This is a genomic window from Pseudomonas soli (assembly GCF_021283165.2).
Lineage (GTDB): Bacteria > Pseudomonadota > Gammaproteobacteria > Pseudomonadales > Pseudomonadaceae > Aquipseudomonas > Aquipseudomonas soli.
Map to the genome: position 1 here is coordinate 3,056,723 of NZ_CP128543.1, position 14,609 is coordinate 3,071,331.

16 protein-coding genes are annotated in these 14,609 nt (G+C 63.3%); 7 read left to right on the forward strand and 9 right to left on the reverse strand.

Annotated elements, in window-relative coordinates; translation table 11 throughout:
* Nucleotides 1–8: 8 nt before the first annotated feature.
* The 4 genes from LU688_RS14140 to ligD are packed head-to-tail and all read right to left on the reverse strand — an operon-like array spanning nt 9 to nt 4,517.
* Nucleotides 9–764, reverse strand: coding sequence for a PIG-L deacetylase family protein (locus LU688_RS14140; protein ID WP_160291088.1), 756 nt, complete (start codon nt 762–764; stop codon nt 9–11).
* Nucleotides 761–1,801, reverse strand: coding sequence for an acyl-CoA dehydrogenase family protein (locus LU688_RS14145; protein WP_038706116.1), 1,041 nt, complete (start codon nt 1,799–1,801; stop codon nt 761–763). The genes LU688_RS14140 and LU688_RS14145 overlap by 4 nt, the downstream gene beginning before the upstream one ends.
* Entirely contained in the window at nt 1,801–2,046 is a 246-nt protein-coding gene (locus LU688_RS14150; protein ID WP_023632239.1) for a hypothetical protein, read from the reverse strand. The genes LU688_RS14145 and LU688_RS14150 overlap by 1 nt, the downstream gene beginning before the upstream one ends.
* On the reverse strand, nt 2,046–4,517 hold the full coding sequence (gene ligD / locus LU688_RS14155; RefSeq protein WP_160291087.1) for a DNA ligase D: 2,472 nt from the start codon (nt 4,515–4,517) through the stop codon (nt 2,046–2,048). Before ligD ends, LU688_RS14150 begins: the two co-directional genes overlap by 1 nt.
* A gap of 156 nt (nt 4,518–4,673) precedes the next feature.
* Here ligD and LU688_RS14160 point away from each other — a divergent pair, with 156 nt between their 5' ends.
* The 4 genes from LU688_RS14160 (at nt 4,674) to LU688_RS14175 (ending at nt 8,715) form a co-directional block, all read left to right on the forward strand.
* A complete protein-coding gene (locus LU688_RS14160) occupies nt 4,674–5,135 on the forward strand; it encodes a phosphotransferase system, HPr-related protein (RefSeq protein WP_094012203.1) in 462 nt (153 codons plus the stop codon).
* Nucleotides 5,135–5,365 (forward strand): metallothionein, encoded by a 231-nt coding sequence (locus LU688_RS14165; RefSeq protein ID WP_094012204.1) that lies wholly within the window; start codon nt 5,135–5,137, stop codon nt 5,363–5,365. Before LU688_RS14160 ends, LU688_RS14165 begins: the two co-directional genes overlap by 1 nt.
* A gap of 632 nt (nt 5,366–5,997) precedes the next feature.
* Nucleotides 5,998–7,361, forward strand: a protein-coding gene (locus LU688_RS14170) for an IS3 family transposase (protein WP_123902472.1) whose coding sequence is annotated in 2 segments (ribosomal slippage) — nt 5,998–6,463 and nt 6,463–7,361 — 1,365 coding nt in all. Because the reading frame shifts where the segments join, the coding sequence is not laid out codon by codon here.
* 175 nt (nt 7,362–7,536) lie between these two features.
* Nucleotides 7,537–8,715, forward strand: a complete 1,179-nt coding sequence (locus tag LU688_RS14175; RefSeq protein ID WP_104444790.1) for an integrase core domain-containing protein — start codon at nt 7,537–7,539, stop codon at nt 8,713–8,715.
* 299 nt (nt 8,716–9,014) lie between these two features.
* Here the strand turns inward: LU688_RS14175 and LU688_RS14180 are convergent, their stop codons facing one another.
* Genes LU688_RS14180 through LU688_RS14200 form a run of 5 tightly spaced genes read right to left on the reverse strand, consistent with a single transcriptional unit; the run spans nt 9,015 to nt 13,316 of the window.
* A complete protein-coding gene (locus tag LU688_RS14180; RefSeq protein ID WP_023631785.1) occupies nt 9,015–9,443 on the reverse strand; it encodes a hypothetical protein in 429 nt (142 codons plus the stop codon).
* 27 nt (nt 9,444–9,470) lie between these two features.
* Nucleotides 9,471–10,430: a lysylphosphatidylglycerol synthase domain-containing protein gene (locus LU688_RS14185; RefSeq protein ID WP_094009888.1), complete on the reverse strand. Its 960-nt coding sequence runs from the start codon at nt 10,428–10,430 to the stop codon at nt 9,471–9,473.
* On the reverse strand, nt 10,430–11,632 hold the full coding sequence (gene clsB / locus LU688_RS14190) for a cardiolipin synthase ClsB (RefSeq protein WP_094009889.1): 1,203 nt from the start codon (nt 11,630–11,632) through the stop codon (nt 10,430–10,432). The genes LU688_RS14185 and clsB overlap by 1 nt, the downstream gene beginning before the upstream one ends.
* Entirely contained in the window at nt 11,629–12,402 is a 774-nt protein-coding gene (locus tag LU688_RS14195) for an endonuclease/exonuclease/phosphatase family protein (protein WP_038706117.1), read from the reverse strand. The genes clsB and LU688_RS14195 overlap by 4 nt, the downstream gene beginning before the upstream one ends.
* Nucleotides 12,399–13,316, reverse strand: coding sequence for a DUF72 domain-containing protein (locus LU688_RS14200; RefSeq protein WP_023631810.1), 918 nt, complete (start codon nt 13,314–13,316; stop codon nt 12,399–12,401). Before LU688_RS14200 ends, LU688_RS14195 begins: the two co-directional genes overlap by 4 nt.
* 157 nt (nt 13,317–13,473) lie before the next feature.
* Here LU688_RS14200 and LU688_RS14205 point away from each other — a divergent pair, with 157 nt between their 5' ends.
* From LU688_RS14205 to LU688_RS14215, 3 genes are read left to right on the forward strand one after another with little or no spacing between them, the layout of a single operon-like run.
* Nucleotides 13,474–13,608: a hypothetical protein gene (locus tag LU688_RS14205; RefSeq protein ID WP_023631811.1), complete on the forward strand. Its 135-nt coding sequence runs from the start codon at nt 13,474–13,476 to the stop codon at nt 13,606–13,608.
* Nucleotides 13,609–13,621: 13 nt separating this feature from the next.
* Nucleotides 13,622–14,017: a low affinity iron permease family protein gene (locus LU688_RS14210; protein WP_038706118.1), complete on the forward strand. Its 396-nt coding sequence runs from the start codon at nt 13,622–13,624 to the stop codon at nt 14,015–14,017.
* 14 nt (nt 14,018–14,031) lie between these two features.
* On the forward strand, nt 14,032–14,583 hold the full coding sequence (locus LU688_RS14215; protein ID WP_160291366.1) for an ATP-dependent Clp protease proteolytic subunit: 552 nt from the start codon (nt 14,032–14,034) through the stop codon (nt 14,581–14,583).
* Nucleotides 14,584–14,609: the final 26 nt, after the last annotated feature.

The following is a 14,609-nucleotide window of genomic DNA, read 5'->3' on the forward strand; positions in this document are numbered from 1 at the left end:
CAACTCCATTACAGGAAGATCAGTTCGAAAGGCTGCAACATGCAGGTCTGCAGGGTGACGGGCAGCACCGGAGGGTGCTCGCCGTCTGGCTGCAACTGGCTGGCGTGGGCGGCCAGGGCCTGGCGTTTGCGCGCCAGGCGGGTGTCGTCGAGCTGTACCCGATGGGCCTGGGGCCAGGGCAGGCGCGGGTCATCGGGCGTCGCCCAATGCCACGCCCACACCGGCGCCTCGGCCAGTTGCACCCGGCGGGCCTGGGCCGCCTGGGCAGCGGCGCGGCCGGCCGCTTCGTGGTCGCAGTGGCCGTCACCGCGCCAGGTAGTCAGCAATAGGTCGTCCGGTTCAAGCAGTTGCTCCAGGTAGTTGGCCAAAAACGCTTCGTCGCGGGGCAGGGCGCCGTCCTTGAGGTTCAGGCGCCGCCAGTCCAGGCGGTTGAGGTCCAAATCCAGCTGTTGCAGGGCGTGCCGGCTTTCCTGGGGGCGCTGGTGGCGCAGGCGGTGCTCGGTCCAGTGGGCGGAATGGGGATGGCTGCCTTCGCCGTTGGTGGCGGAAATCAGCAGCAAGTCCTGCTCGCGTCCGTGGAAACCGGCCAGCAGTCCGCCGGCCATGAGGATTTCATCGTCCGGGTGGGGAGCCAGCAATACCAGGCGCCGGCCGGGGGGACAGAGCTGTTCGGGCTTGAGCCACCTGGCGCGGGCCAGGTGCGCGGATTGTTGCCAGTCGCGCCAAGGGGTGCCGGCAGCCGCCTGGATACGGTTCTCGCTCATAGCTGCCAGGCTCCCGCCGGCATGCCGGTCACCTGCCTGCCGAGTTCGGCCAGGTCGCGTTCGGCATGGCTCTGGCGCAGGTAGACCGGCAGGTCGGCGCTGAGCCGGGCGAAATGGCTGCTGCGGCAGAAGGGCGTGGCACCCAGCGCCCTGCCGACATGGCGGATCACCTGTTCGACGGCCTGTTCGACCTGGGCGCGGGCGCGGCGCACTTCGAAGCTGGCGTCGGCATGGGGCTGCTGGTCGATCCAGGCGGCGCATTCGCGAAGGGCGGCGCGGGCGCCGTACAAGGCGGCGTCCACCGCCCCCAGATGGGCATCGGCGTGTGGGTCGGGCCGAGGCATGCGGCAATGCTCGCGCAGGTAGTCGGCCAGGGCCTCGGCCGCGCCATACCAGCAGGCGGCTATACCGGCGCCGCCATGCCAGAATCCGGGACGAGCGAGGTACTGGCCGGGCAGTCCGATGGCCAGCCCGGGCGTGTCGTCGAATTCGATGCTGACGCTGGTGGTGGTGGCCATGCCCACCGCCTGCCACTGGTCGGCCTGGATGCGCTGGCTGGGGTGCGACAACTCGATGGCCACCAGCTGCGGCTGGTCATTCTCCCAGGCAGTGATCAGTGCCCGGTCGATCTGCAGCGCACCCGAGCACCAGGCCTTGCGCCCTTGCAGGCGCACCTGCCCGTCGTGCCGCTCGACGATGCGGGCACGGGCATCCGGCGGCTCGGCGGCCCACACGCCCCAGATCCCCTCCTGGGCATGATGGGCGGCGCCGCATTCGGCAAGGATCGCCAAGGCATCGGTATGGCCTTCATAGAGCTTGGCCAGGGTCAGGTCGCAACCGGCGACCCGCGCGAGCGTCTGCCAGCGCTTGAGGGTCTGGCCCTGGCCGGGCAGGGGCAACAGGTCGAGGTGGTCGGCCTGCATGGCCTGCAGCAGCTCCGGCAGCAAGGTGTCGAGGTCGATGGCCTGCGGGCGGGCGCCGAAGCGGCGCAGCAGGCGGTCGAGATTGGTCAGGTCGAAGTCCTGGACGATGCTCATCAACTTGGCTCCCCTTGGAGGTTTTTCTTCCAGCCACGCAGGTTCATGGCGCAAAGGCAGAATTGCAGGACGATCAGCGCCCAGGCCTGGATGTACCAACCCCACAGCGTCCACAGCAGGTTGCTGGCGATGAAGCAGCAGAAGCCGATGCGGCGCCGACGCGGGCGTTGCGAGCCGATGCACCAGGCTGCCACCACGGTCAGCAGCATGGCGGGCCATTGCAACAGGTCGAGCACGCGCTCCATCAGGCGATTCCCAGCTGCTTGCGCATGCGCACGGTGATGGACTGCCGGGTCTTGGCCATGTCCGCCCAAGGGTCGTCCACCTCGGCCAGCCGCGCCTGCAGATTACCGATGTGCCACTGGTTGGCGCCCTTGAGCTGGGTCAGCTCTTCGCGCCAGATCGGCACCGAAACCGGCAGGCCTTCACGGGCACGCAGCGAATACGCCGCGACCGTGGTCGCGCCCTTGCCGTTGCGCAGGTAGTCGATGAAGATCCGCCCGACCCGGTTCCTGGGCCCGGAGACGGCACTGAGCCGATCCGGGAACAGGCCCGCCATATGCTCGACGAGGGCATGACTGAAGTCTTTCACTTCATCCCAACCGGCGCGACGGGTCAGTGGCACCACCAGGTGCATGCCCTTGCCGCCGCTGGTCTTGAGAAACACCTTCAGGCCCAGTTCATCGAGCAGGGTGAGGGTCAGTTGGGTCGCTTCGAGCATGGCTTTCCAGGGCAGTGCCGGATCTGGGTCGAGGTCGAGGACGAAGCGGTCGGGCTTGTCGAAATCCTTGTCGGTGGCATTCCAGGTGTGCAGTTCGAGCATGTTCATCTGCACCGCGCCCAGCAGGCTGTCAGCGCGGTTGAGCACCATCGCCGCCTGGCCGGCTTGCGCCTTGCTGTAGCTGCGCACCGCGGGGATGTGCAGCTGGCCGGCGTTCTTCTGGAAGAACAGCTCGCCACCCAGTCCGTCCGGTGCGCGTACCAGCGCCACGGGGCGGTCCTTGAGTTGCGGCAGCAACCAGTCGGCGACCTGGGCGTAGTACTCGGCGACCTGGCGCTTGGTGCTGCCGGTGCTGGCGTCGACCACGCGGTCGGGGTGGGTCAGGCGCAGGCTGCCGAGGGGCTCGGCGGGTGTCTGCGCGGCGCGCTTGGCGGGCATGGCACGCTCCAGGTCGATGGCGGTGGCGGGTTTGTCGTCGCGCAGGCCGTGGAACACCGAGTGGCGCACGATGCCTTCGCGGGTCATCTGGGCGTAGGCGACTTCGGCCAGCAGTTGCGGCTTGAGCCAGTGCACGCCACGGGCCTCGGCGCCACGGGGCGGCTTGGGCAAGGCCGGCTTGTCGACTTCCAGGGGCTTGAGGCGCGCATGCAGGCTGTCCAGCGTGGTGGCGCTGAAACCGGTGCCGACCTTGCCGGCATAGCGCAGCTGGCCACTGTCGGTGTCGTGCAGGGCCAGCAGCAGGGCGCCGAAGGCATTGCGGCTGCCTTTCGGGTCGGTGTAACCGACGATCACGAACTCCTGGCGCTGCTTGCACTTGAGCTTGATCCAGTCACTGCTGCGCCGGCCCACGTAGGGGCTGTCGGCGCGCTTGCCGATCAGGCCTTCGAGCTTCAGGCGGCAGGCGCTGTCGAGCAGCGAGTCGACCGGCTCGTTGAAGTCGGCGGAGAACTTGAGGAGGTCCGAGGGCGTGTTTTCCAGCAGCCGGGCCAGGGTGGCACGTCGCGCCTGCAGCGGTAGCTGGCGCAGATCCTCGCCACCCAGGTAGGGCAGGTCGAACAGGTAATAGGTGATGCGTTCGTCGTGCTCGGTGTCGAAGGCGTTCTGCAAGGCCTGGAAGTCGGCCACACCCTGGTCGTCGACCACCACCATCTCGCCGTCAAGCCACGCCGAATCAAGCCCCAGCGCTTTCAAGGCCTCGACCTGACGCGGCATCTTCGCACTCCAGTCGTGGCCATTGCGGGTGAACAGCCGCACATCCGCGCCTTCGATGCGGGCGAGGATGCGGTAGCCGTCGAACTTGACCTCGTAGTGCCAATCACCACCGGGCGGCGAATCGACCAGGGTGGCCAGTTGCGGCTGGAGCTTGTCCGGCAGGGCGGAGGGGCTGGCCTTGGCCTTGCGTTTGTTGGCAGTTGCTGTTTTCGCAGGCTGGCGCGGCAGCAGGGTACGGTCGCTAAGCACGCTGTTCGGCAAGGCTTCGACGATGCTGTAGTCGGTTTCGCTGCGGGCCTGCGCGTCGTGGGACTTGACCAGCATCCACTGCTCCTTCTTGCCGGCCAGGTGAGTGCGGAACAGGTTCCAGACACCTGACAGCTTCTCGCCCTGCAGGCGAAAACGCAGCTTGCCCTTGGCGTAAGCCACGCGCGGGTCGCCCTCGGGCTCCCAGATACCACGATCCCAGACGATCACGTCACCGGCGCCGTAGTGGCCTTCGGGGATATTGCCTTCGAAATCGGCGTAGTCCAGCGGGTGATCCTCCACATGCACTGCCAGGCGGCGAACCTTGGGATCGAGCGAGGGGCCCTTGGGGATGGCCCAGCTTTTCAAGGTGCCATCGAGTTCCAGGCGAAAGTCGTAGTGCAGGTGGCTGGCGTCGTGTTTCTGGATGCAGAACTGCAAGGCATGGGCTTTGCCCGTGCGGCCGCGTTTGCCGGCAGGTTCGGGCGTGGCGTTGAAGTCGCGCTTGCGCTGGTACTCCTGCAGGGGCTTGGGCATGGCGGGCTCCGGACGGTTCGCGGGGTCTCTAATGTGGGAGGCGAGGGGGGTGGGCGGAGTTCAAAAAAAGCTTTGGCAGGTGCTATCTGCAGAAACTCTGAATCATTGGCTGGCCGGGGCAGTCGACTGGATGAGCCCACAAATCGGAGAGCGATCATGCCCATCCCCGAAGACCCCAAGCCGACGGTCGAGATCGACGACACGCAAGACCGCATGGGCAGTGTCCATGAGCTGGATTTCAGCGAACGCCGCGATGAGCGCCGGGGCCGTATTGGCGACGAGCGACCGGCGCGGGAGGTGGAGGAGGAGTATCCACCGAGACGCGTTGCCGAAAGTGGCATGACCGGTGGCGAGGCGCTGAGTGACAGCCTGCACGAGGACAATGTCACCCTCGATGACCTGAGCCCTGACACGCTGCTGGACGAGACCGGTGCCCGCGATCCGGATGAGCCGGGCATGGCGGGCGGTCCGGCGGACCAGACCCTGCGTCATGTCGAGGCCCACGAGATTGGTGGCGGCATTGGCCTGGACGAGGCCGAACTGGCCCGCTCGGCGCCGTTGGACGGCGAGCCGTGGACCGACGAGGTCACCCCTGAAGACGAGCGGAGAGAACGCTGATGAACGAGCAACGTTGTTCCTGCAACCACTGTTCCTGCACCGTGGATGCCAATGCCGTGGTCCAGGATGGCAAGGCTTACTGCTGCGAAGCGTGTGCGACGGGACACCGTAATGGTGAGCCTTGTCGCATGGGTGATTGCAAATGTGGGGAGGTGAGTCAGCCGAAGGAGAGTAATGTCGATAACGCGTTGGATGAAACTTTCCCGGCGAGTGATCCTAGTTCGCCTTGATATTTTTTTATACAGTAGCCCTGTCGCTAATTAATACGAGGATAGGGCTGCTGCTCAATAAAATCACATGCCTTAATCCACACTAAAACCTTCCGCTCTTGCTCTTGCTCTTGCTCTTGCTCTTGCTCTTGCTCTTGCTCTTGCTCTTGCTCTGCTTTTGCTTCTAAGTGCGCGATAGTTCAGGCGACACAAATTGCGACTTCAGGAGGCCGAACGCAGGTCTTGCGGAGGGAGGTGACGGGCATGGATGCCCGTCAAGCGCTGCGCCCCAGGATGGGGCGTTCAGCGCGGTCCTCCCGGGAGCAAGGCCGGAGTGAGGGGACCCCGGAGCGAAGCGTAGGGGCCGGATGAATGGAGCGAGGATTTTTTGGTTCCTTTTTGATCCTTCAAAAAGGGACCCGCCGTAAGGGCGGAAAGGTGATTATGCGTCACCATCGCAACTGAATGCGCATATAACTTTCAAAACACACACTGTGTAAGTCAAAGTCAAAGTCAAAGTCAAATGCGGTTGGTGTGGGTTTTTACAGTTGTAAGCGCATTCATTGGCTATACTGACGCATAGTCACCTTTTCGCCCTTACGTGAACTGACCCCCGAAAGTTGGACACCTGATCCCCAACCGGAGGGTGTTCCATGACGAAATACAACCTGGCACTCAAGCAGATACTCATCGAAGAGTGCCTTTCTGCCCGCAGTGTTCATGAGGTGGCGCTCAAGCATGACCTGAGTCCATCGCTGTTACGCCGCTGGGTAAAGGGCTACGAGCAACACGGTGCAGCCGGTTTGATTGCCAAGTACAGCCACTACGACGCGCAGTTCAAATTGAAGGTTTTGCAGTGCATTGAGCAAGACGGACTGTCCGCTCAGCAAGCTTGCGTGCAGTTTGATATCCGCGGCCCGAGTAGCATCAGGCAATGGAAAAGGTTGTACGATAAAGGCGGAGTAGAAGCCCTTCACCCGCGCCGTACCCGAGAGTTCAGCATGCCCCGCAAGCCATCAAAACAGTCCAGCACAAGCCCGCCCACTCCAACGGACAGCGAGCTGACACCAAAGCAAATGCTCGAAGAGCTGGAATACCTGCGCGCGGAGAATGCTTATCTAAAAAAGCTCGATGCCTTGATCCAAGCGGACCCTCGAACTGCGCAGGCAAGAAAACGCAGGCTATCCAAGGATTGAGGCGCGGGCATCGACTTGCTCTGCTGCTACGTGCTGCAGGGCTGGCACGCAGTACCTTTTATTACCAAAGCAAAGTGCTGGTGGCTGACAAGCATGCTGCTCTCAAAGAGCGCATCAACAGCCTCTATCACGGAAATAAGGGGCGGTATGGCTATCGTCGCATCACTGCGGCCCTCGGGCACAATGGCGAGGTGGTCAACCACAAGAAGGTGCAGCGACTGATGCAGTTGATGGACCTCAAATCTCTGGTAAAAGTTAAGAAATATCGCTCGTACCGAGGCTCCGAGGGGGTTGTTGCATCTGATCTACTCAAACGCAAATTCAAGGCAGAAGCCCCCAATCAGAAATGGGCAACCGACGTGACAGAGTTCAAGGTAAAGGGGCAGAAGCTGTTTCTCTCGCCTGTGATGGACCTGTACAACGGCGAGATCCTTGCTTATCAGATCAACCGGCGTCCTGAGTTCAAGATGGTTTCGACAATGCTGGAGCAAGCCTTCGAGCGGCTGAATCCAGGTGACACACCGATACTGCATTCCGATCAAGGCTGGCAGTATCAACAGCCAACTTACCGGCATATGCTGGCTGGGAAGAATATCGAGCAGAGCATGTCGCGTAAGGGCAATTGCCTGGACAACGCCGCCATGGAAAGCTTTTTCGGCACGCTCAAGAGCGAGTTTTTTTACCTGGAGTCGTTTGAGAGTGTTGAGCAACTGGCATCAGGACTAGAGGATTACATCGCCTACTACAACCAAGAACGCATCAGTCTCAGACTGAATGGCTTGAGTCCGGTAGAATTCCGAACCCAAGCGCTGGCCGCATAGCGCTACCTGTCCAACTTTCGGGGGTCAGTTCAACGGCGAGTCACTTTTTGTCAAACGCGACAAAAAGTAACCAAAAAACGCTGCGCGGTATGACTCACCCACATGGGTTACAAATCAGTTCACGCACATAGGTAACAGTCTTTAACTGGCAGGGTCGGTTTTCGAGGATCTGACCATGCCTTGGCGAGAGCTGAAACCTATGGACCTTAAAATGCTTTTCATTGCGGATTACCTGCAGGGGCCGCCCAGCTTCAGCGCCCTGTGCCAGGCCTACGAGATCAGCCGAAAGACCGGCTACAAATGGGTCGAGCGATATGAGAAAGAGGGGCCTTCGGGGCTGGAAGAACGCAGCCGCCGCCGGTTGAACCAGGATTGGGTCGTACCCGCCGCAGTTCGCGAAGCCATCATCGAATTGCGCAGTCGAGGCGAAACGGAACCGGGGCCGAAAAAGATCCAGGCTGCGCTGCAGGAGCGTTTCCCTGATCAGGCGCCGCCCTCGAAGACAGCGATCTACAACATCCTCAAGAAAGCCCAATTGGTCAAACCACGCCGCTTACGTCAGCGTGTAGCGGTCTATCCCAAGCCCCTGGAGAAGGCCGAGTCGCCTAACCAGCTGTTCAGTGCGGACTACAAAGGTCAATTTCTGACAGGTGCAGGCGTCTGGTGCTATCCGCTGACGATCATGGATCACGCCAGTCGTTTCCTGCTCGCCTGCCACAGCATGCCCAATACCAACCTGCTGGAAACCCAGGCCGTTTTCACCCAAGTGTTCCGAGAGAATGGTTTGCCTGAGCGGATTCGTACCGATAACGGTGTGCCGTTTGCCAGTAAGGGGCGTGCGGGACTTTCTCAGCTGTCGATCTGGTGGCTGCGTCTAGGCATCATTCCCGAGCGCATTGCGCCTGGTCGGCCTGAACAAAATGGCCGCCACGAGCGCATGCATCGAACGCTCAAAAGCACGCTCCCATCGCCGCCGGCAGTGGCCTGGGAGGCTCAACAACGGCACTTTGATCGCTTTCGGCAGCACTACAATCACGAGCGCTTGCATGAAGCGCTGAAGCAGAAAACACCGGCGTCTTGCTACCAGCCATCTCCACGCCCATTCCCTGAAAAGCTCCCCGAAATGACCTATCCCAGTCATATCGAGAGCTTGCCGGCTGATAGCTCCGGCATCATCAATCGCCGGGGCTTGAGGATCTACGTAGGTTATGTGCTCAAGCACCAGACCATTGGACTGGAGCAGGTTGGGGATGGCGTCTGGGATGTTATTTTCGGTCCCATCATCCTTGGCAGAGTCGATGTGCGGGATGCCACTGATGGTTATGTAACACTCAAGGTGTTGTCACCTATGTGAGTGAACTTTTGTGTAACCCATGTGGGTGATCCGTACACTCCATTCATCCGGCCCTCCGCTTCGCTCCGGGTCCCCTCACTCCGGCCTTGCTCCCGGGAGGACCGCGCTGAACGCCCCATCCTGGGGCGCAGCGCTTGACGGGCATCCATGCCCGTCACCTCCCTCCGCAAGACCTCCGTTCGGCCTCCTGAAGTCGCGAAGTTACGGGCGGCGCCTGGGCTGACGCAGCTGTCGCTAGCTGGGTAGGGCGCTAGACTTCTGATCGGCAACGGCAACGGCAACAACTCCACGCGTTCGCGTCAATGCGTCTGCCAGATCCCATTGTTGCGTTCGCAATCACTGCGCGCCTGCCCCAGGCTTGGGGTGTCGTAGTAGTAGGTGATGATCCGCGCATCCTTGGGCACAGCCGGCCGTGTCGAGGGCTCGCCGCGCCCTGCGGCATCAGGATTGGCCAGGGTCTCCTGGGTCAGCGGGGCGATGCAGCTGCCCACGCTGCCATCGGCGCAACGCTCGACCTTGCGTTTCTGGCTGTTGAGCATCTCCTTGCTCTCGTTGCTGCACGACCAGGCAATCGCTTCGGCAGGCATGTTGCCGTAGCTGTAGCAGGTATGCTGCTGCACCGGCTTGACCGCCTCGCTGGACGAGCGGGTGACCACGTCGCAACCTTCGGCCAGCACCTGCCCGCTGAGCAGGCTGCCCAGCAATGCCACACACAGAATGAACCGCATGACGAACCTCCCGGGCCGATAGGGCCCTCAGCGCTTGTCCAGGGCTGGCCCGGCCTGTCGGCGCAGGGCCTTGGCGCGCTTCTCCAGAACCAGGTAAGTGATCACCGCCAGCAACAGCGGGATCAGGTAGTACAGCGTCCGATACCCCAGCAATGCGGCCACCAGCGTGCCCTGGCCCAATTGCCCGTGCAGCAGGGCAAGGAACACTGCCTCCAGCACCCCCAGCCCGGCAGGAATATGCGCCACCACCCCTGCCACGCAGCTGATCAGCAACACCCCCAGTACCGACGGATAGAACAGCTCCGGCGGCAGCAGCAGGTGGATCAGTGCCGCCATCAACGCCCAGTTGCTCGCGCCCAGCGCCACCTGGCACAACGCCAGGCGCAGGCTCGGCAGGGTCACTTCATGTCCGCGCAGATGCCAGGTACGTCGCTTGGCGAAGGCACAGGCGAGCAGGTAGGCGGCTGCAACCGCCACCATCAGCACACCGATCAGGCGCAGGCCGCCGGCGCCCACCGCCCAGCTTGCCGGCAGCTTGACCAAGCCCAGGGCGAACACCGTGCCGGCCAGCAGCAGATAGCCCATCCAGTTGGTCAACAGCCCCAGGGTGAGAATGCGGGTGATGGTCGCGGTGTCCAGCCCCAGCCGGCTATACAGGCGGTAGCGCAGGGCCACGCCGCCGACCCAGGTGGTGAAGTTGAGGTTGAACGCATAGCAGACGAAGGCCACCGGCAGCACCTGGCGGGCCGGCAAGCGGTGGCCGGTGTAGGCGCGAGCGAGCAGATCGTAGCTGGCAAATACCAGGTAGCTGCACAGGGCCAGCAACAGCCCCAGGGCCAGGGTAGAGGGCCGGTAGGCCAGCAGCGACTGGCGGACTTCGTTCCAGTCCAGGTTGCGTGCCAGGGTGAACAGCAGCACCGGTATCAATACCAGGAATAGCAGGGTGAGCAGCCGCATGCCCCAGGTCTTCCAGCGTGGCTTGGCCATCAGGTCTTGCCCCCGTTGAAGTCCACCGGCGCTTGGTTGTCCGCCTGCAGCGACTGCAGACGCTGCCGGTGCGCGGGGAACCAGCCGGCGATGCGCGGGAAGTAGCGGGTGATGTGGAAGCCCAGGAAGATCAACGGCGCGCGCCACCAGTAGCCACGCACCATACGCTCCAAGGTCACACGCTTGCAGTGCGCGGCACTCAGTTCGCTTAAATGCCGGTACAGCCCCTCGTTGAAGGCACGATCGCGGATCATCAGGTTGGCTTCGAGGTTGAACGACAAGCTCAGCGGGTCGAGGTTACTCGATCCCACGGTGGACCATTCGTCGTCCACCAGCGCCACCTTGCCGTGCAACGGGCGCTGGCAGTACTCATGGATCTGCACATTGTCGCGCAACAGGTAGTTGTAGAGCAGGCGCGACAGTGCGCGTACCCAGCGCATGTCCGGTTGCCCCTGGAGAATCAGGGTCACCGCCACGCCACGCCGGGCAGCGTTGCGCAGCTCGCGCAGCAATCGGTAGCCGGGGAAGAAATAGGCGTTGGCCACGACGATGCGTTGCCGGGCTTCACGGAAGACTTGCAGGTAGCACGCCTCGATGTCGGTGCGATGGCGACGATTGTCGCGTTCCACCAGCACGGCGCTGATCGAACCTGCGACGTCACCGCCCGGCACCACTGCGCTTGGCCCGCCCAGCACGGGGGCGAGCATGCGGCAGCTGGAAGCGTGCACCTGGGCCAGCACCGGGCCTGTGACTTCCACGGCGTAGTCCTGCTTGGCCTGCGGGCCGAAGTCGCCGAGATGGTCGGCGCTGTAGTTGATACCGCCAATGAACGCGCGCTGGCCATCGATCACCAGGATCTTGCGGTGCAGGCGCCGGAACAGGTTGGTACGCATGCCAGCCAGGCGCGGTTGCGGGTCGAATGCATGGAAGCGCACCCCGGCCTCGGTCATCGAGGCAATGAACTCGTCAGGCAGGTCGGCGGTGCCGTAGCCATCAACCGCCACCTCCACCCGCACGCCACGGCGCGCCGCGTCGATCAGCGCCAGGCGCAGCGGCTGGCCGACCTTGTCGTCGTAGATGATGAAGGTTTCCAGGAGGATCTCCTCCCGGGCTTGGGCTATCGCCTCGAACACACGCGGGTAGTACTGCTCGCCGTTGATCAGCAGTTCGACGTGGTTGCCGTCGCTCCAGGCCTGCTTCATAGCGTCACCTGCGCTACCAGCGGAGCATGGTCCGAGAGGTGCGACCATGGGTATCTGGACAACACCCGTGCCTCGCACGCCTGGGCATTGCGCAGGTAGATGCGGTCCAGGCGCAGCAGCGGCAGGCGCGCGGGAAAACTGCGCGCCGGCGTGCCGAAGGCTTCGCTCAGCGATACCGACAGCCGCGCATCGGCCTTCAGGCGCCAGTCGTTGAAGTCACCGGCGACGATGACCGGCTCCTCCGGCGGCAGGCGCTCGAGCAAGGCCAGCAACAAGTCGACCTGACGCTGGCGGTGCTCCTCGCGCAGGCCCAGGTGCACACAGATCGCATGCACCTGCTCATGGCCGGGCACTTCGAGCTGGCAGTGCAACAGGCCGCGCTCCTCGTTGCCATGGATGGACACATCGAGGTTGTCGTAGGCGCGGATGGGGAACTTGGAGAGCAGCGCGTTGCCATGGTCGCCATGGGGATAGACCGCATTGCGCCCGTAGGCGAACTGCGGCCACATGCTGTCGGCGAGGAACTCGTACTGCGGAGTCTGCGGCCAGGTCGGATGGCGCTCGGCATGGCGCTGATGGCTGCCGTGCACCTCCTGCAGGAACACCAGGTCGGCGCCGGTGGCACGCACCGCCTCGCGCAGCTCGGGCAGGATGAAACGGCGGTTGAACAGGGTGAAGCCCTTGTGCACGTTAAGGGTAAGCACCGTCAGACGGTTTACGGCCGTGACGTTGTCGATGATGCGGTCGGGGGCGGGCAGGGTGCCGTTCATAGCGACTCCTGCGGCTCGACGCCGGGTTCGGTCACCAGCTCGCCGTCCAGGCCCAGCTTACCCAGCAGGCGGCGGGCATCGTAGGGGGCATGTACCTTCTGGTCATTGTCGAAGTAGCAATACACATCCCGCGAGGCGCGTTTCGCCGGAGCGCGCCGGATGATGCGCTGGGCATCCTCCGGCTGGCCACCCGCGGCCCAGGCCTGGATGCGCAGGCGCCAACGACGCAGCGCGCTGGCGGTGTAGCCGCTGCTGTAGAGCTCGACATCGCCGTGCAGGCGCAGGTAGACGAAATCGGCCGTGACTTCCTCGACATAAGGCCATTTGCCGGCGCTGTCGGCGACCACCAGCGCGACCTTGTGCTTGCGCAGCAGGTTGATGAAGGTGTCGCAGAGGAAGCTCGGATGGCGGATCTCCACGGCATGGCGCAAGCGCGCATTGCCGCGGATGGCGCTACCACCGTTGTCCTGCAAGCGTTCTGCGGCCTGCCGGGCACAGGCGCGCGCGGCCTTACGGTCGCGGGGCAGCAGGGCGAGAAAATCGCTGAAGCGCTCAGCGTCGAACTTCATGTTCGGGGGAAACTGCCAGAGGAACGGCCCCAGCTTGTCACCCAGCAGCAATGGCCCCGAGGCAAAGAAGTTGGCCAGCGGCTCGTCGATGTCGCGCAGCCGTCGCACATGGGTGATGTAGCGCGGCGCCTTCACCGAAAAGACGAAGCCTTCCGGTGTTTCATCGCGCCACTGTCGGTAGCGCTCGGGGGTCTGCAACGCGTAGAACGAGCCATTGATCTCGATGCTGTTCACCGCCCGCGAGGCGAACGCCAGCTCATCGTCCTGGCGCAGCCCCTTGGGGTAGAAGTCCTTGCGCCATGGGCCATAGCGCCAACCGGATATGCCAATGCGGATCTCGCTCACGAGGGCTCCCTTTCGTTCGTGCACTCTTGACTAGCGACCGGCATCGCGGCGTCAGGGTTCAGCAGGAATGACGAGTGGCCGGTGGCGCAAAACCCGGAACTTTGCCTGCCATCCGGCCCTCCACCACAGAGGGAAGCAGCCAATGGAGGCAACGCCGATGAACAGCGAGACAGAACCGGGAGACGTGCAGGCGCCGCCAGCACCGACCGAGGCAGACGATGAAGAACCCGAGGTGCTGCCGGACGACCCTGACATCGAGGGCCTGCCCGGAGAAACCCGGCAGCCGGCCTGAGGGAGCGCTAGCCATGAAATTCGATCGTTTCGCCCAATGGCTGGCCAACCGCAGCGGGCGCCCGGCGAGCTTCGTCATCGCATTGATGCTGATCATCGCCTGGGGCGTGAGCGGGCCGCTCTTCCATTTCAACGACACCTGGCAACTGGTGATCAACACCTCGACCACCATCATCACCTTCCTCATGGTGTTCCTGATCCAGAACACCCAGAACCGCGACAACGACGAACTGCACATCAAGATCGACGAACTGCTGCGCACCACCCAGCGGGCGCACAAGGCCCTGCTCGACCTCGAGGACATGGGCCCGGCCGAACTGCATGCGCTGCGCAAGCAGTACCAGCAACTGGGCGAGCACGACCAAGCGGCGCCGGGCAACGACGCACCGGCCAAGGACACCCTTGACTGACCCTGGAGGACGGCATGGCCAGACACATCATCCACTACACCGGCCCGATCAATTCCGCGACTTGCGGCAACCTCATCAACACCTGTTCCAAGGCCTTGCAGCAGGGCGCCGAGGTGTTGCAGATCAACATCGCCACCATGGGCGGCGAATGCAGCTACGGTTTCACCCTGTACAACTTCCTGCGCTCACTGCCGGTGCCGGTGCACACCCACAACCTGGGCACGGTCGAATCGATGGGCAACATCCTGTTCCTGGCCGGCAGCCACCGTACCGCCTGCGCCTACAGCAAATTCCTGTTCCACCCGTTCCACTGGACCCTGCACGGCTCGGTGGACCACTCACGGATGGCCGAATACGCGATGAGCCTGGACTATGACCTGCGCCTGTATGCGCAGATTGTCGCCGAGCGCACCGAGGGTGCGAGCGAGCGGCTCGATGTGCCGCGCTACCTGATGGCCTATCCACGGATCCTGGGCCCCCAGGAAGCGCTCGACAGCGGGATGATCCACGCCGTGGACGAACTGCCGATCGAGACCGCTGCCGTGCAGTGGAGCGTCCATGCCTGAGGCACGACGGCGCCCCGGCCACAGGC